Origin of the sequence: Rhodococcus sp. MEB032 (assembly GCF_030208925.1) — a bacterium.
Lineage (GTDB): Bacteria > Actinomycetota > Actinomycetes > Mycobacteriales > Mycobacteriaceae > Rhodococcus_F > Rhodococcus_F qingshengii.
In genome coordinates, this window is the sequence record NZ_JARVSY010000002.1 from 134,418 (window position 1) to 150,092 (window position 15,675).

Below are 15,675 nucleotides of genomic sequence, written 5' to 3' on the forward strand. Positions count from 1 at the left end.
TCGGTTGGTGTTCCTTGTTTTCGGCAGTGGCCAGGCCATCGGCGTTCTCGGTCAGCCCGTCAGGCACTGCACGCTGAGTTGACCGGTGCCTTGTTGATTCGGTCCCACAGGAACTTTGCCGCTAGCGGCATTCCGGTCGCCGTTCCGAAATCATGGCTGAGAGTTGACCCCGGTAGTAATGGCGGCGTGATGTCGTCTTGTGTGTATTCGACTTCCGCTCCCAATGCGCACCATCTGTCTCTCAGTGCTGCAACGGAATCAGCGGGAACGATGTCGTCGTTGGTGGACGTGTGCAGGTATACCGGGGCAGAGGGGGTCGTGCGTCCGATCTGTTGATCGTCGACTACTGCCGCGAGTTCCGGCTCTTCGGAGAGGATCTGAGAGAAGGATTTTCCGTCGACGGTGTAATCGGTACTACGAGTACCCAACGATGTCAGCCCGGTATCCGGCACGCATTGCGTCGCACTGGTCGTAAGCCATTGTTTTCCCTCCTCGTTGAGCCGCTTGTCGAAGATCGGACCTAGCTCGGGGTATCTCGCCATCAGGCTGTTTAGGGTGTACCCGATCGCTCCGGTGAGTAGTGACCCGTCTGCCTTGCGGAGAACTTCGCGCAGATCGGGATCGGCTGCCCCCGCGTAGGTACCGAGCATGTTCAGCTCTGGTGCCCGCTCGCCGACGATTTCTGCAGCGGATGCGCTCGCCCCGCCGCCCTGGGAGTAGCCCCAGAACGCGATCGGCGTGGAGTCAGGCAGATTCCACAGTTGATTCGAGGCGCGCGCGGCATCGACGACGGCGTTGCCCTGCTCGACCCTGTTGACGTAGGTGTGAATCCCGGGAGTGCCAAGTCCGATGTAGTCGGGCATGACTACTCGAAACCCTGCGGTGAGCAGCAAGCCGGCGTCGGCGACGTTGTAGTTGACGGGCAAGCTCAACTGAGGGCTGATCTGAATATTGAAGGCCCACGCAAGGTTCTTCGAACCGGCGCATTGATCGCCCTGGCCGAACGTACCCGGAGCGACGACCACGGTAGGTCGTTCACCGGGCCCGCGCCAGGGAAACGCCGGCGTGATGGCTGCGCCCGTGGTGGCCACGGGAGTTCCGTCCACGAGAGTGGAGGTGTACATGATCTTCTCGCCATTGCCCGGCCAAGTGCCAGGGATGCCGGGTAGCTGACCGAGCAGAGGGGTAGGCTCGGACTTGATCATCGTGCCCTCCCCTGCCGGCAATGTCGTGGGTGGTTGATAGAAATCTTGCGATTCCGCTTGTGCAAGAGCGAGATTCATGGAAAATGCTCCGACAGCGAGGAAGCCCACTGTCGTGAGACGGAGCAGCGCAGCTTTGTGCATTTCTTCTCAGATCTTCCGTGTAAGACATTGTTGTCTAACTTTCCCTCAAGGTAGCGCACATGTGACGGGACTCGCAATGGTCGTCTCGCATCGGTGTTCGCCACAGTTGGAGTCTGTATGGGGCCCCGCACCGCGCGCCGCCGCTGAGGAAGATTCCGGCCTGCGGGAGAAGGGCCGGAAGGCAGAAGGGTTCCGAGGAAGACGCTGCAGCGTGTGGCGCGCCGCGGTCGAATCAGCTGGACGAGGTGTCGGTGCCGATCAGAGCGCTCAGAATCGTGGACATGACTTTGACAAGACCGTCGACGGGCGGGCGGGTGGGCGTAGTGCTCCACTGATGCACGAGAGCTATGAGTGCGCCGATGAATGCTGTCGACGCCATTTCGTATCCTCCGGGGGGAACGAAATCCTCACCCACGGCATTTTGAACTGTCGTTTTGAAGAACACGGCCCATTCTGTGCGGCGCTCTACTCGATGTGCTTCCACTCGCAGGCTGACCCCGACGATGTCTACGTACGAGATCTGAGCTCGCCGAGGATCGCTGCCGATCGACTCGACGAACGCTGTCATCGCCGTCTCTGCGAGATCGGCTAGTGTGTCGGGCTTTTCGTCAGCGATCGCAGTCAGCATCGCGTCCCGCGCATCGCTTTGGATCTGGTCGTACAGTGCGATCAACAGATCTTCGCGGCTGTCGAACTCGTCGTAGAACTGTCGTCGTGCAAGGCTCGCAGTGGTACAGATGTCCGCGACCGAACTCGAGGCGTAGCCCTTGTCCGAGAAGACTTCCAGCGCAGCCCAAATGAACTGCAGCCGCCTTTCGGCACGCCGAGCCGATACCGGTCGACCGCCGTAGTTTCGAGTCTCGTCGCTCACCTCCTGCACGCGTCCATGATAGTCGCCCGACTCGGCGGGCTACGCTGAGCCTCAGGCGTAGACGGCCTTCAAGTCGGAAGCGCAATTCGCGAGGACGACGTCGCTCTCGAGCGAATAACTTCGGCGTCAGTTCGGCGGCATCGTGAGACCATTCGGGCGCGTTGACGCTCCCCACAGCCTGGCTGCTCCCGGCGCATCGCTACTCACTCGAAACGGGTGATGTGCAGGTAGGGATTATTCGGTTCGAGCTCGAGAGGGGTACTGAGAAGGTGACACCCCGTAATGCGTCTTGAACGCGGTACTGAGATTGAACGCATCCGAATATCCGGTCTTCTTTGCCAAACGATCCAATGTGAGCGATGGATCGGCGATCAGCGAATCCGCGACCAAGGCCAGCCTCCACCGGCGTAGATGTTGCATCGGGGGTTCACCGACGGAACTTTTGAATTCAGAGACGAACATGGATCGCGACATGCCGGCAATGGCGCTCATCGCCGGCAGGGTCCATTTCTTCCCGGGATTCGAGTAGACCTCGCGCAATACGGCACTGATCGATTGACGGGGATCGTGCGACAGGTTCCCCACATTCCAACCGGCAGACCACTCCGCGAGCATCAGGCAGACAATCGATTCGAGGAGTCTGACCGCCGTGGATGGGAATCCTTTCCCATCGGCCCAGTTGTCGTGTTCCCGGGCAAGCGACTGCAGGACATGGGATACCGAGCTCACCTCTGAGGTTCTCGACGTCAAAAGATTCGGAAGATGATGCTCCAGAATCGAATACAGATTTCCTGCCGACTCGAAGGAGAATACGAGGACGGGTGGGTGGCTGGACCTTTCCGTTCGATCCGAATCGCGATGTGGTTCGGACAGGCGAAAGTCACGGTCAGCGGGCAGGCACAGGATGCCGACCTCACCAGCGTGGAGCGCTGTAACTTCTCCGCGTGAAGTGGTAGATGTTATCTCGAGTGATAGTTCAGTATTGCTGAAAATAAGGAACTTTCGGGAGAATCGCACCTCGAATGTCGACGACTCTGCAGACGCATCGAAGTCCTCGATGCCGGTGTTGGCGATGCCGGTGTTCGCGATATCGAAGCTCACGATACGAAATGCCGAGAGTGCGCTGTCTACGGGACTGAGCATCTCCTGATACTAGGCAAATGGAGAGTTGGAGGGGCGAAACGCAATCACATGGATCCTGAACCCTCGAGCATGGTGCGCTGACCGACGACGAAACTAGCGTTCAACCATGGCAAAAAGTAGAGAGATTTTGGTACTCGGAAGTACTGGCCAAACTGGTCGGATAGTGGCGGATTCACTGGAGAGCGAAGGACACGCGGTACGGCGAGCCTCCCGTTCGTCTCGGTCCACGCCCTTCGACTGGTTCAGGCAGGACACGTGGCGGCAAGCAGTCGAAGGCGTCTCGCGCGCGTACGTGGTGCTGCCCGAAAGAGTGGTGGATTTTGTTGCCTTCGTAGACCTTTTGGAGAATTGCGGCGTGGAGCACGCAGTTGTTCTGACCGCTCGAAACCCATCCGTCAGTGGTGACGGCATAGCTGTCGGGGCCGAATTCGCGTTTGCCCAGTCGGCGGTGAAGAGCACTTTCCTTCAACCGAGTTGGTTCGCGCAGAATTTCACGACGGGTATGTTCGCGGGACAACTTCAGGCCACCGGCACATTGAGGCTCCCGGCGGGAACCGGTTCGGAGCCGTTCATCGATTACCGAGACATCGCAGAAGTGGCCTCCTCCATCCTTTCGATGGACGACCCTTCGCCGAGCGGTCCTTTGCCGCTGACGGGTCCGAAGTCCTACTCGTTCGAGGAAGCCCTCCGGGTCCTCGCTGATGTAACTGGCACGGATGCGGGGAGATTCGAATCGATCTCCGTTCTCGAATGGAAATCCGACGCAACCCGTATGGGAATTCCTGAATCTTTCGTGCAGTCGCTGACAAACCTGTTCGTTGCGATATCCAAAGGTCGTGACGATTACATTTCCAACGGTGTGCACGAGGTGCTCGGGAGGGAGCCACGTACACTCTTCGACACTTTTCGCGATCACTCGAACGTGACGACCTGACTATCGGCGACCACCGGATCGTTAGGATGGAATGAGCGAGCGACGAAGGGTGTAATTGTGGCGAGGGCGGTTGTTGTCGGTGCGAGCCGAGGTCTCGGTCGTGCTTTGATCGAGGGACTGAGGAGCGACGGCCACGAAGTTCTCGGCATCTCTCGGCGGCGCCCTGACGGGTTCGACGTCTCCGAGTGGATCGAAGTAGACCTGACCGACCCTGTTACGGCGGCGAACTCGATCGATCAGGAGCTTGTCGGAGGTGTAGACACCCTGATTTGCAACGTCGGGATTTGGGAAGGGGACGCCTTCACCACTGACTATGCATTCGCAGAACAATCGGACATGGAAATGCTCGAAATGATCAACGCCAACATCACGGCCACAATTCTCCTGCTCAAGCGCCTGATCCCGAGAATGATCGGCCGTCCTCGACCTCGGATCATCTTGACCGGGTCCACCTCGGGACTCCCGCGAAGCGGTAGGCCGGAGGTTGCGTTCGGTGCATCGAAGTTCGCGATCAACGGCATTGCCGACGCGTTGAGAGAGGGCTACCGGAAGGACAGACTCGCAGTGACTGTCCTTCATCTCGGATATCTCAATACAGAAGACGGACTCGACGTGCCCCGAGACGTCGCTGCCGCCAGGGGAGAGGGATCTCTGGTCCCGGTACATGACGTTGTGGATACGGTGCGCTCGATCTCGAGTTTGTCGTCTTCGACGTCAGTGCGGGAAGTAGTCCTCAGTGCGATCGACGATCCGCGATTCTGATTTGCGGCTGTCGACTCAATCTGGTTGCTGAACAGACGTATTCAGAGAATCTAAACCCCGATCAAGAAGTAAGCTCCGGTCAGATACGTCAGGGTGAGGCCCGCCAAGGCCCACGCCATGTACGGCCGAATGTAGAGGCGCCGCAGGCGGTGCAATCGCAGGGAGGCTCGCAAGAACGCACCCACGGTCCCGAGCAGCAACATCAGGCTCGGGACGAAGACCGCCAGTCGGCGATCCTTCTGTGAGCACAGCAAGGTGTCGGTACCGAAGCATTCGCCCCGCCGGGAGCCCAACCACACGATCGCGATAACCAAAACCGCGGTAGCCAGAACGACTGACAAGCCGTACGTCAGGGTTCGCCTGTTGATCTTTCGCTCTCGACGCTGAATTACATCTGACGCGTCAGAACTGTCGGTCATCACACCGGCTCCTGTACATCGCACCTCACTTCGTGGATCGGCGGTGGGAGAGGGCGTACAGCACTACTCCGACGGCCAAGAGTAATGATGCGCGTAACCACGTCGCAGCGCTCTGCTGGGTGAGCAACGCAACGCACGTACCGAGAGCGAGGATCGGGAAGATGATCGGCGTTCGGAAGTGTTTGTGTTGCACTGCGTCACGGCGCAGAACCAGGACGGCGATGTTGGTGCTGATGAATACGAAAAGCAGCAGGAGTACCACCGTCTCCGCCAGGGCTGACAGCGATCCGGTGACGCAGAGAGCCATGGCAACTGCTGTGGTCGCGATAATCGCCACCCAGGGGGTCCGTCGCTGCGGCAGTACCCGAGCGAAGACGCTCGGGAGCAAGCCTTCCGATGCCATCCCGTATGTCAGCCTGCTCGCCATGATCATTGTCAGCAGTGCGCCGTTGGCGACGGCGACCAACGCGATCAGGCTGAACAGGCGAGGCGGAACGCCGACGTCGGCAGCTGACACAACTTCCAGCAGTGGCCCGGAGGATGCGGCAAGTTCGTCGGCGGGCAGGACCACCGAGACAGCCAGGCCGACAAGGACATAGGCGGCGCCGGCTGTCAGTAATGCTCCGAACAGTGCGCGTGGGTAGACCTTGCTCACGTTCTTCACTTCTTCGGCGACGTTCGCGGACGTTTCGAAGCCGACAAAAGAGTAGTACGCGAGGAGTGCCGCAGCCAGCACCGCGAGTGCAGGCGATCGGCTGTCGTCGAACTCCACGACGCGGCTCAGGGTTCCGTCGCCGCGCCCGAGAACTATGCAAGCGAGGACGACAACGAGGACGAGCCCGGTGACCTCCACGACTGTCATGACGACGTTGGCGCGCATCGACTCCTTGATGCCTCTGGCATTGAGAAGTCCCACCAGGAGCAGGAAGACGAGCGCCGCTGGAACGGTTGGGACGTCGATGAAGGCTTTGAGATAGTCGCCCGAGAATGCGAGGGCGAGTCCCGCCGCACTGGTTACGCCGGCCGCCAGCATCGAGAAGCCGACAAGGAACGAGATCAGTGGTTTCCGATACGCCCGTTGGGCGAATACTGCTGCACCGCCCGCCCGCGGATATTTGGTGACCAGTTCGGCATACGACGTTGCTGTCAGCAATGCCATGACGAGCGCTACGAGCAGTGGTACCCAGACGGCTCCACCAACTTCACCGGCGATGACGCCCACCAATGCGTAGATGCCGGCACCCAGAACGTCTCCGAGGATGAACACGAAAAGGAGTGGGCCGGTTATGGCCCGAGTGAGAACGCTCTTACCGCCGTCTTCATCTCCGCGTGCGGTTTCGTCCACGTTCTCAGCACCCGCGGCGCGTCGCATATGCAAGGTTCGTCCTGTCTTCATGGTGACGTGCCGCCACCTCAGGAGCAGACATGTACCCAGTGGTCGAAGTTTCAAACGTGGGTCGCTCGCCTTCTCGTGCTTTGCTTGTAGGTGAATCGCAGAAGTAGTGACTGGAGGACGACGTGGCTGAAACGACGGTTGCCGCGGTGATGGACGAGCTGGCTGCGCTCGAGGATCCGAAGGCGCGCGCGGTGAACAAGAAACACGGTGACGATCACGGTGTGAACCTCACAAAACTGCGCGCTGTTGCGAAGCGATTGAAGACTCAGCAGGAACTCGCACAACAGCTTTGGGCGACGGGCGATACCGCGGCGCGATTGTTGGCCCTTTTGATCTGCCGCCCGAAGGCGTTCGAGCGTGACGAGTTGGATGTCATGTTGCGAGAGGCCCGCACTCCCAAGGTGCAGGACTGGCTCGTCAATTACGTGGTGAAGAAGAACCCGCATGCCGAGGAGTTGCGGGTGGCCTGGACCGCTGACCCTGATCCTGTGGTCGCTAGCGCCGGGTGGGCTCTGACTACCGAGCGCGTAGCGAAGAAGCCTGAGGGACTTGATCTTTCAGGATCGCTCGACGTCATCGAGGCGGAGATGAAGGATGCTCCTGATCGCCTGCAATGGGCGATGAACCACTGCCTGGCTCAGATCGGGATCGAACATGCCGAGTTCCGGGCCCGCGCAATCGACATCGGTGAGCGTCTGCGAGTGCTCGAGGATTACCCGACTCCGCCGAACTGTACCTCGCCGTTTGCGCCGATCTGGATCTCGGAGATGGTGCGGCGTCAGTCTGTAAAGTAGCTCGATCGCTTGTCGCGGGGCCGGCGTGCGGTTCTTGACCCTATTGGAACTGAGGCAAGGGTAACCTTTGTGCTACGTTTGGCGTCGTCACCCGCTGGAGGTGTCTGAGCAGGTCAATCGGTCGAGAGGTGCTTCAGTGACAAGGATTCCGGGTCGAGCGTCATCGGAGCGGCGCAGCCGTGTCCGCGGGATGGTAGCTGTCCTGGCGGCATGCGGCCTCGTAACTGGAATGGCGGCCTGCAGCAGCAACGACGACGGTGGTGGCACCGAGACTTCGTCCGCGGCGAATGCCGCGTTTCCGGTGACGATCACGTCGGCTCTCGGCACGGCCGAGATCAAGGACGAGCCCAAGCGGGTTGCTACCTGGGGTTGGTCCAACCAGGATGCCCTTCTGGCGCTCGGGGTCGTCCCGGTCGCGATGCCCACGTTTTCCGGACCTCAGTACGGGGCCGACGCGCAGGGCATTCTGAAGTGGGACGCCGAGGCACTCGACAAGCTCGGTGGCGAGCAGCCCACCTTGTTGTCGGGTGACGGAACGGGCGAAGCACCTGTCGAGCAGTTCGCCAAGGCTGAACCAGATCTCATCTTCGCCCCGTACTCCGGGCTCACTCAGCAGGAATTCGACGCACTGTCGAAGATCGCGCCGGTGGTTTCCTTCCCGGACGAGCCGTGGACCGCGTCGTGGCAGGACCAGGTGACCATCGCCGGTCAGGCGCTGGGTAAACAGGCCGAGGCCGGCACGCTCATCGACAAGACCAACGCCGCGATCAGCGCGACGGCTGCGAAGAACCCTGCGTTGCAAGGTAAGACCGTCACCATCGCACTCCCGAACAGCCCGAGCACGTTCGCGGTGAGTAAGAACGCCGACGTGCGTGTCGAGTTCCTCGAGCAGCTGGGTCTGAAGAACGAGCCGACGGTCCAGCAGGCCGATCCCGCCAAGGATCCGGAGGCCGTGTACTTCGAGCTGAGCACTGAGCAGGCGCCGCTGATTGCGTCTGACGTGCTGTTCGTGGTGGCCTACGACAAGGACTCTCTGAACGCGTTTCTCGCCGAGCCACTGGTGGCAGCTCAGCCGGTGATCGTCGATGGGCGTACGGCATCCACCAAGGACTTCAGCGTCGACAAGAACTTCGCGTTCGGCGGACTGACGGTCCTGACCATCCCGTACATCCTCGACGACGTCGCCACAGTTCTGAACACCGCTGCCGGCAACGTCAAGGGCTGACCCGGCCCGCTAGCGGGAAGTTCGAAACTGCGTCCGGTATCGCTGTGGACTAGTACCGACCAGGTCTCGGAAGCGTTCGCGGAATGTCGTGACGGCATTGAATCCGACTTGTCCCGCAACACGTTCGATCGAGTGGTCGGTAGTCTCGAGCAGAAATTGCGCTTGGCGGAGCCGCGCGTGATGGAGCCACTGCAACGGCGTCGTACCGATTTGTTCCTGGAATCGGCGGTTGAGCGTGCGAGTGCTCATCGTTGCCTTGGCCGCGATTGTCGTGATGTCGAGTTGCTCCCCGAGGTTCTCTTCCATCCAGTTCAGTAGTGGTCGAAGGGTTGTCCCGCTGGGTACGGGAGGCTCGTGAACGATGAATTGTGCTTGCCCTCCGGCACGTTCGAGCGGCATCACGCTCAGACGTGCCGTGTCGGCGGCGACGGCAGACCCGTAGTCCTGACGCACCATGTACAGACACAGGTCGAGTGCGGCCGCGGCGCCGGCGGAAGTCAGGACGTGCCCGTTGTCTACGTAGAGAACGGCAGCGTCGACGTCGACAGCCGGGTGCCGGCGGGCCAACTCCGACGCAGCCGCCCAGTGCGTCGTCGCGCGAAGTCCGTCGAGCAGGCCTGTGTCGGCGAGGGTGAATGCGCCGACGCACAGTGAGGCGATGCGCGTGCCGCGATCCGCGGCAGTTCTGAGGGCTTCGATGATCTCGGGGTCGATCGGCACATCGAGATCGGCGGTGCCCGGGATGATGATCGTGCTGGCCTGGGCGAGACGTGACAGTCCGTGCGGTACGCGCATCGTGAACGTTCCGGTCTCCACCTCCTCGGTGAGCGCGCACACGGCGGTCCGGTAGGCCGGTGCGCCTGAGGGAAGCCTGCATCGTCCGAAGACTTCGAGGGGTGCTGCCAGGTCCATCGGCACCACTCCGGGCAACGCGAGAACTGCAACGTCATGCATGTCTGAAACGTAGCGTATGTGGCGCGAGATTCTGTGATCTCGTGTCGTGAAATATCCTCTCAACTGGTATTTCACAGAATATGTGAGGTTGGCTGAAAGCCGTCGAAGGTTGGCTTTCAGCCGTCGCCGCAGGGGTCAACTTCCTCCTACTGTCGTAGGAACAGCGAAGCGCACAGGAGCGCGTCGCACAAAATCGGAGGTTGCAGTGCACGCGCAGATCGTGTTGTTCGACGGATTCGATCCCATGGATGTCGTGGGTCCGTACGAGGTGCTCTACGCCGGGGGTCTCGCCAGCGGTGGGGCGTTGAGTGTCGAACTCGTCAGTGCGGAGGGGCCTGGGACCGTCCTGAGCGGAAGTGGTGAACTCGCTATGACCGCCACTGCAACCCTCGATGTCGAACACGCGGATCTGATCATCGTTCCCGGAGCATCGGGTCTCTTCGAACCCGATGCGGACCAGCCGGGCACCAGTTTGCCGGAAAGACTCGCGGCCACAACGGAAACCGAACTGCCTGTCATGATGCGGCGTGCACTCGACGATCCTGGTGTTCTTGTTGCGACCGTCTGTGGAGGATCTTTGGCGCTGGCGATGGCGGGGCTTCTCGAAGGGCGCCGCGCCGTGACACACCATCTTGCCGTGGACGCACTGGCGGCCGGCGGCGTTATTCCGATCCAGGCGCGAATCGTCGACGACGGTGACCTGATCACCGCCGGCGGTGTGACATCCGGTCTCGACCTTGGCCTGTACCTGTTGGAACGATGCCTCGGGCCCCGGATAAGTCTCGAGGTCGAAGCGCTCTTCGACTACGAGCGTCGTGGAACGGTGTGGTCGGCCAAGGGCGCCGAGCCTGTAATCACCTTCGCCCCGGACGCTGCGTGAATACGCTTGTGCGTACCGAAACGCGAGAAATCCCATGACCGGAATCCTGCTGTCCCTCCACGTGATTGCGGCCATTCTTGCCATCGGCCCCGTCGCTGTGGCGGCGAGTATGTTCCCGGTGGCGAGCCGCGCCGCGCTCGCCGATCCGGACAGCGCCAGTGTTGCGACGACGGGCATGCTGCATCGCATCGTTCGGGTGTATGCCACGATCGGCGTTGTCGTTCCGATGCTCGGTGTCGCCACCGCCGTCAATCTCGGAGTGCTCGGTGACCTGTGGATCCTCACCTCGATCGCACTCACCGTCGTTGCCGCCGTGATACTCACCGCGGTCGTGCTTCCCGCCCAACGGCTGACAATGGCGGCGATCGAAGGAACCGGGTCCGTTGTGGATGTCGCAACGCGGCTCACCCGTCGACTGGGCACAGCGACGGGGATCTTCAATCTGCTCTGGGTCGTTGTCGTCGTGTTGATGATCTTTCGGCCAGGATCGACAACCGGCGTGTGATCCGAGGCGATATTTCCCGTGTCGGAGACAGCGACGCTTGACCTTGACACAGTGACAAGGACTCCAATGGTCGACGAAGGAGGTGGTTGTCGTGAACACAACCAACCATGGTGGACAGAATGCTCACCTCGTCGACGCATTGGCCGCGGCTGATCCCTCGGTTCGGCTGCGCGCCGCGCTCGCTGTCGGCACGCGCCCGGACCCTGAGCTGACGGATGCCCTGATCGATCGGTGCGCCGTCGAGCCGGACTTCTTCGTCCGCGACATGCTGACCTGGGCATTGTGCCGCTTGCCGGCCGAAATTACGGTGCCGAGGCTGATCCGTGAGCTCGGGTCCGATGGTTCGCAAGCCCGCAGTCAGGCGCTCCACACCTTGTCCAAGATCGGCGATCCGATCGCGTGGCCCGAGGTCTCTGCGCTGGTGCACGACCAGGACGACGAGGTCGCGCGCAGTGCGTGGCGCGCCGCAGTGGCACTCGTGCCGGCAGGAGTCGAGGGTGCATTCGCAGCGGATCTGGCGACCGAACTCGGGCGGGGTGAACTGCAGATGCAGCTCAGTCTGAGCCGTGCTTTGACCGGGCTCGGCGAGGCTGTACTCCCGGTGCTCGACGCGGCCGGAATGAGCCCGAATCCGCGTGTCCGGGCGCATGCTGATGCCACAAAGCAACTCTGGCACGACCCCGACGGTGGGTTCGCACTCTCACACGAGTTGGCGAAGCGCGTCGCGGCAATCGGCCCGGACGCGTAGGAAGGGGAGACGGATGTTGATCGGCGAGGTCTCGCGGCGTTGTGGTGTCAGCACACGGATGCTGCGTCACTACGACACCTTGGGACTGGTGAAGCCGACGGGCCGCACGTCCGGCGGTTACCGGGAGTACTCCGCCGACGACATCCGTCGACTCTTCCACGTCGAGAGCTTGAGGACGTTGGGGCTCTCGTTGAACGAGGCCAAGCGTGCACTGGACGAACCCGACTTCGCGCCGGCCGATTTGGTGGGTGAACTCATGCAACACACTCGGCAACGGATCGCGGCGGAGGAGGAATTGCTGACCAAACTCGAAAGGGTCGATGCCAGCGCCCCTTCGGAGTGGGACGACGTCCTGCGCATGGTCTCACTGTTGCGTGCACTCGAATCCGAGTTCGCTGCCCATCGTCAGCAAGCGATCCTGTCGCAGGAGCTGAATGCGGCGTTGCCCGTCGACGCACTCGTCGAGGCCATCCTGTCGGAGAAGGATGCCAACGTGGCCGGAGCGTTGCAGTGGGCGTTGGCGAGGACCGAAGGTGCGGGCCTTGCAGGTCTCACGAAGGGCCTCGAATCGGAGGACGTCGAGGTTCGACGCCGCGCGACGTCGGCCATCTCCGGGATCCACACCGAGGAAGCAACTCGGGCGCTGAAGGGAGCTCTCGATGATTCGGACGCGATAGTCCGCGCTGATGCCGCTCTCACCCTCGGATCTCGCGGAGAGGCCGTCTCGATGCCCGCTCTCCTCGAGATGGTCGCCGACGGGCGACGCGACGTCGAGGCCGGAGAGGTGCTCGGTCTTCTCGCGGAGCACTCACCGACCAGCGGTGAGGTCGTCGATGCCGTGCAGGCAAGACTCGACGGCACTGACGACGCCCCGACGAGGTTGCGAATCACGCAGGCACTCGCTGAGATTCCCGGCGCGGCGGCCCGGGAAGCGCTCGCCCGGCTGACACGCGACAACGACAAGACGGTCGCGTCCACGGCAGCCGCGATCCTCGAGATGCGGGACCGTGGACCACGCCGGCGCGAACGACCGCGTATCGGGAACTGAAATCGGAGAACTAGGGCACCTCTGACAAATGCGGGCCCGGGTGGTCAGCGCCGCAACGATTTTGCCGCGGCGTTGCCCTTCAACGCTGCACAGAGCAGGACAAGGAGCACCGCTAGAAACACGACTGTTGAGGCGACAGCCGACACCACAGATCCGAAACCTGTCACGACACCGATGGCGACCTGCATGCACAGTCCCACTACGGCTGTCCACACCGTCCGGCGTAGAAGGGGCCACGCAATCCGATGGGCCAATTGCCACGCCTCGGGGCTCGAGATCGTCGCCTTCGTGCGTATGCCGACAACGGGATTCGGTTCATCACCGACGACTCGCGGAAGAATCCCGGCAACGAACGCGAGGACAAGCGTCGACGACGACAGCGAGGCCGTCAGACCCAGCAAATCAGACGATCCCACCCGTCCAGCCCCCTATCGGCAGATTTGACACAGCGGACATTCCAGTCTGGGGTGCCGCTGGGACACATCCGACTGTATGCGAACGAATGTATGTACTGCTGATCGGGTGACGCACTTTCAGGCTTTGCCGAATGAGCAGTGGACTCGATCTCGGACTGGTTGTCGGACAGACCCTAATGCGGATCACCCACGCAGAAAAGGTTTCCCGCCGGATCCGCCAACACGTCCCAAATTGATCCGCCCGACTCATGGCGCTCGATGTGGGCTGCTCCTGCCGCGACAAACGTCGCGACGACCTCGTCCCGCGGAGGATCCTGCGGTTCGTGGTCGAAGTCGAGGTGAACCGTATTCCTTTGGCTGCGAGCCTGATCGATCCGTTGGAAACCGAGAGTGAGTGGGAGGTCCGGGGCCGTCACCGTCAGGAAATCTTCGTCACCTTCGGTACTCGCCTCGCCGAATCGCTCCGACCACCAGGTGGCAAGTGATCGGGCATCCGTTGCATCGAACGTAACCATGGCCAATCGCACCATCACACACCAACCTCTTTACACGTGACTGCCTTTCGATCGATCTTAGGCAAAGCCCTGCAGCTGCTGCGCACCCGCTGCGGAGTGATCGGCGGATAGGGTTTCTTGCGTGGTGGATCAACGGCGAATGAGTTTGCGACGCAGGTACCTGAGCCTCGGTCTTGGCGAACTGGCGGCCGCGGCCGTATTTGCCGCTGTGGCTGTCGGCGTCGTGATGCCTCGGCTCGAAGGTCCGAAAGACTCCGCTGCGTTGTGGTCGGCGCTGGCCCCACTGCTTGTGATACTCGTACAAGCAGGTGTCTACTGGCTGCTTGCGCGAGGCTGGGTCGAGCAGGCACCGATGCCGGTCCGCCTCGCAGCGCTCTACCGCGTGTTTCGGGTCCTCGATGTTCTCTTGTTGGCGATAGCTCTTCTCGGCGTTGTCATCTGGCTACCAGATCACTCCGGCGCGGCTGTGGGAGTCGTGGCGGTGTGGGCTTTCGGCGTCGCCGAGTACGCCAATTATTTCGTGGCTCGTCTCGCCTATCCGCTGCGGCGGTGGCCTTTCGAGGTCGGCAAGTTGCGGAGGCCCCAACTTGTGCACGACCTGCATTCGGCGCGGTGATACCGGCGATGAAGCCGGCCCTTGCCGCAACAGCAAAATTTGATGCGGGATCGGAGTGAATTCGGAAGGATCGGTTCTGCCCACCCAGGAATGAAGCCTCTATGTCGTTCTTCACCGAGGAAGGAGAACCACCATGGCAGCGTCGCGTCGCAGCCGCCGTGATGCCCCACCGCCCCGGGCCGGAAACAGCGAGGTCGATACGCCACGCGCGTTTCTCGACTACTTGCGTGATTCGATCGCTGCCAAGGTCGAGGGTGCTCCGGAACCTCAGGTGTGCACCACAATTGTTCCGTCGGGGACAACCTTGCTCGGGCTGGTCAATCACTTGATCTTTGTCGAACGATCGATGTTTCTCGCAGAAAACGTGACGGATTGGAAAGCGACGTTTCAGCCGTCATCGGAAGACAGCGTGGACGGTGTCGTCAGTCGCTATCGCGAGACGGTCGAGCGTGCCAACGCAGTTCTCGACGGATGCACAGATCTTGCCGCGCCCATCCCGCGACCGGGGGCGAAACGACCCGCTCCCAGTGTCCGCTGGGCGCTCGTGCACATGATCGAAGAGACCGGACGCCATGCCGGCCACGCTGACATCCTCCGCGAACTGATCGACGGTTCGACCGGCCGGTGACGCTGTAACAAGGAATAGAGTTCCCGGTGAAGACGATAGGTCTCGCCGAAGTTGAATCTGTCTGAAGCGGAGGGTAATTGGTTTCACATCGAGAGTGACCAGCCTCTCTGGTCGCACGCGTCGACGTTGCCGCTGGGACTCAAGGCTATGGACGCCAATCCTGGAAACGAAGCACCGACCGACTACTCGCCGCAGCGGTAGAGTGTGACGACGACCACGTGGCATTCCTCGGCAGATGGGACGGTTGCTTCGATCAGCGAGGCCGGCTGCGACAGGAACTGGGTGACGACGAGGTAGCCGGGCGCGGCATGGATCTTTACTCCGTCGAACTCGGCGGTTTCGGCCACCGCCGACGCGGTAACGAACCGACCGATGATTTCGAGGATCTCCAGTTCGGTCAGGGCACGGGGCGCGACATTGTCGGAGACCCTCGCCCGCAATCGCTCTGGCCGCGACGGGCTTCGTCCAGCTGAGC

Annotated in this window: 19 protein-coding genes; 10 read left to right on the forward strand and 9 right to left on the reverse strand. The window is 61.5% G+C overall.

Features of this window, described 5'->3' with window-relative positions:
• Positions 1–59: 59 nt before the first annotated feature.
• The 3 genes from QRN54_RS03385 to QRN54_RS03395 form a co-directional block, all read right to left on the reverse strand.
• Complete coding sequence (locus QRN54_RS03385; RefSeq protein ID WP_285181580.1) at positions 60–1,346, reverse strand: alpha/beta hydrolase; 1,287 nt, start codon at positions 1,344–1,346, stop codon at positions 60–62.
• 232 nt (positions 1,347–1,578) lie between these two features.
• Positions 1,579–2,226, reverse strand: a complete 648-nt coding sequence (locus QRN54_RS03390) for a TetR/AcrR family transcriptional regulator (RefSeq protein ID WP_165638483.1) — start codon at positions 2,224–2,226, stop codon at positions 1,579–1,581.
• Positions 2,227–2,451: 225 nt separating this feature from the next.
• The gene (locus QRN54_RS03395) at positions 2,452–3,360 is read right to left on the reverse strand and encodes a helix-turn-helix transcriptional regulator (RefSeq protein ID WP_285181581.1); all 909 of its coding nucleotides are present in this window, start codon (positions 3,358–3,360) and stop codon (positions 2,452–2,454) included.
• A gap of 163 nt (positions 3,361–3,523) precedes the next feature.
• Here QRN54_RS03395 and QRN54_RS03400 point away from each other — a divergent pair, with 163 nt between their 5' ends.
• Complete coding sequence (locus tag QRN54_RS03400) at positions 3,524–4,294, forward strand: Rossmann-fold NAD(P)-binding domain-containing protein (protein WP_285181582.1); 771 nt, start codon at positions 3,524–3,526, stop codon at positions 4,292–4,294.
• Between the two features lie 57 nt (positions 4,295–4,351).
• A complete protein-coding gene (locus tag QRN54_RS03405; RefSeq protein ID WP_285181583.1) occupies positions 4,352–5,056 on the forward strand; it encodes an SDR family NAD(P)-dependent oxidoreductase in 705 nt (234 codons plus the stop codon).
• 50 nt (positions 5,057–5,106) lie between these two features.
• On the opposite strand, the gene QRN54_RS03410 is transcribed toward QRN54_RS03405, so the two are convergent.
• Positions 5,107–5,475 (reverse strand): hypothetical protein, encoded by a 369-nt coding sequence (locus tag QRN54_RS03410; RefSeq protein WP_058038451.1) that lies wholly within the window; start codon positions 5,473–5,475, stop codon positions 5,107–5,109.
• 25 nt (positions 5,476–5,500) lie between these two features.
• On the reverse strand, positions 5,501–6,847 hold the full coding sequence (locus QRN54_RS03415) for an APC family permease (RefSeq protein ID WP_198035674.1): 1,347 nt from the start codon (positions 6,845–6,847) through the stop codon (positions 5,501–5,503).
• 146 nt (positions 6,848–6,993) lie between these two features.
• On the opposite strand from QRN54_RS03415, the gene QRN54_RS03420 reads away from it, so the two are divergent.
• Positions 6,994–7,665 carry a DNA alkylation repair protein gene (locus tag QRN54_RS03420; protein ID WP_285181584.1) on the forward strand — a complete coding sequence of 224 codons (672 nt, stop codon included), beginning with the start codon at positions 6,994–6,996 and terminating at the stop codon, positions 7,663–7,665.
• Positions 7,666–7,801: 136 nt separating this feature from the next.
• Complete coding sequence (locus QRN54_RS03425; RefSeq protein WP_285181585.1) at positions 7,802–8,890, forward strand: iron-siderophore ABC transporter substrate-binding protein; 1,089 nt, start codon at positions 7,802–7,804, stop codon at positions 8,888–8,890.
• A 9-nt stretch (positions 8,891–8,899) separates the two neighbouring features.
• Here the strand turns inward: QRN54_RS03425 and QRN54_RS03430 are convergent, their stop codons facing one another.
• A complete protein-coding gene (locus QRN54_RS03430) occupies positions 8,900–9,844 on the reverse strand; it encodes a GlxA family transcriptional regulator (RefSeq protein WP_054826711.1) in 945 nt (314 codons plus the stop codon).
• A 205-nt stretch (positions 9,845–10,049) separates the two neighbouring features.
• Here QRN54_RS03430 and QRN54_RS03435 point away from each other — a divergent pair, with 205 nt between their 5' ends.
• The 4 genes from QRN54_RS03435 to QRN54_RS03450 all read left to right on the forward strand — a co-directional run bounded on the left by QRN54_RS03435 (position 10,050) and on the right by QRN54_RS03450 (position 13,025).
• Positions 10,050–10,724 (forward strand): DJ-1/PfpI family protein, encoded by a 675-nt coding sequence (locus QRN54_RS03435; RefSeq protein ID WP_065351620.1) that lies wholly within the window; start codon positions 10,050–10,052, stop codon positions 10,722–10,724.
• A gap of 34 nt (positions 10,725–10,758) precedes the next feature.
• Positions 10,759–11,229, forward strand: a complete 471-nt coding sequence (locus QRN54_RS03440; RefSeq protein WP_003943264.1) for a DUF2269 family protein — start codon at positions 10,759–10,761, stop codon at positions 11,227–11,229.
• An 82-nt stretch (positions 11,230–11,311) separates the two neighbouring features.
• Positions 11,312–11,977: a HEAT repeat domain-containing protein gene (locus QRN54_RS03445; RefSeq protein WP_192712704.1), complete on the forward strand. Its 666-nt coding sequence runs from the start codon at positions 11,312–11,314 to the stop codon at positions 11,975–11,977.
• A gap of 13 nt (positions 11,978–11,990) precedes the next feature.
• Positions 11,991–13,025, forward strand: a complete 1,035-nt coding sequence (locus QRN54_RS03450) for a HEAT repeat domain-containing protein (RefSeq protein ID WP_193594777.1) — start codon at positions 11,991–11,993, stop codon at positions 13,023–13,025.
• A 44-nt stretch (positions 13,026–13,069) separates the two neighbouring features.
• Here the strand turns inward: QRN54_RS03450 and QRN54_RS03455 are convergent, their stop codons facing one another.
• Positions 13,070–13,441, reverse strand: a complete 372-nt coding sequence (locus QRN54_RS03455) for an SdpI family protein (protein WP_083058656.1) — start codon at positions 13,439–13,441, stop codon at positions 13,070–13,072.
• Between the two features lie 173 nt (positions 13,442–13,614).
• On the reverse strand, positions 13,615–13,956 hold the full coding sequence (locus QRN54_RS03460; RefSeq protein WP_285181586.1) for a VOC family protein: 342 nt from the start codon (positions 13,954–13,956) through the stop codon (positions 13,615–13,617).
• A gap of 139 nt (positions 13,957–14,095) precedes the next feature.
• Here QRN54_RS03460 and QRN54_RS03465 point away from each other — a divergent pair, with 139 nt between their 5' ends.
• Positions 14,096–14,572 carry a hypothetical protein gene (locus QRN54_RS03465; RefSeq protein WP_285181587.1) on the forward strand — a complete coding sequence of 159 codons (477 nt, stop codon included), beginning with the start codon at positions 14,096–14,098 and terminating at the stop codon, positions 14,570–14,572.
• Positions 14,573–14,705: 133 nt separating this feature from the next.
• Positions 14,706–15,200: a DinB family protein gene (locus tag QRN54_RS03470; protein WP_058038445.1), complete on the forward strand. Its 495-nt coding sequence runs from the start codon at positions 14,706–14,708 to the stop codon at positions 15,198–15,200.
• A 182-nt stretch (positions 15,201–15,382) separates the two neighbouring features.
• Here the strand turns inward: QRN54_RS03470 and QRN54_RS03475 are convergent, their stop codons facing one another.
• Entirely contained in the window at positions 15,383–15,640 is a 258-nt protein-coding gene (locus QRN54_RS03475; RefSeq protein WP_285181588.1) for an oxidoreductase, read from the reverse strand.
• Positions 15,641–15,675 lie beyond the last annotated feature (35 nt).

Coding starts and splice junctions, on each gene's coding strand:
- QRN54_RS03385 (WP_285181580.1), bottom strand. CDS start 1,346: ATGCACAAAGCTGCGCTGCTCCGTCTCACGACAGTGGGCTTCCTCGCT.
- QRN54_RS03395 (WP_285181581.1), bottom strand. CDS start 3,360: ATGCTCAGTCCCGTAGACAGCGCACTCTCGGCATTTCGTATCGTGAGC.
- QRN54_RS03410 (WP_058038451.1), bottom strand. CDS start 5,475: ATGACCGACAGTTCTGACGCGTCAGATGTAATTCAGCGTCGAGAGCGA.
- QRN54_RS03415 (WP_198035674.1), bottom strand. CDS start 6,847: ATGCGACGCGCCGCGGGTGCTGAGAACGTGGACGAAACCGCACGCGGA.
- QRN54_RS03430 (WP_054826711.1), bottom strand. CDS start 9,844: ATGCATGACGTTGCAGTTCTCGCGTTGCCCGGAGTGGTGCCGATGGAC.
- QRN54_RS03440 (WP_003943264.1), top strand. CDS start 10,759: ATGACCGGAATCCTGCTGTCCCTCCACGTGATTGCGGCCATTCTTGCC.
- QRN54_RS03450 (WP_193594777.1), top strand. CDS start 11,991: ATGTTGATCGGCGAGGTCTCGCGGCGTTGTGGTGTCAGCACACGGATG.
- QRN54_RS03460 (WP_285181586.1), bottom strand. CDS start 13,956: ATGGTTACGTTCGATGCAACGGATGCCCGATCACTTGCCACCTGGTGG.
- QRN54_RS03465 (WP_285181587.1), top strand. CDS start 14,096: ATGAGTTTGCGACGCAGGTACCTGAGCCTCGGTCTTGGCGAACTGGCG.
- QRN54_RS03470 (WP_058038445.1), top strand. CDS start 14,706: ATGGCAGCGTCGCGTCGCAGCCGCCGTGATGCCCCACCGCCCCGGGCC.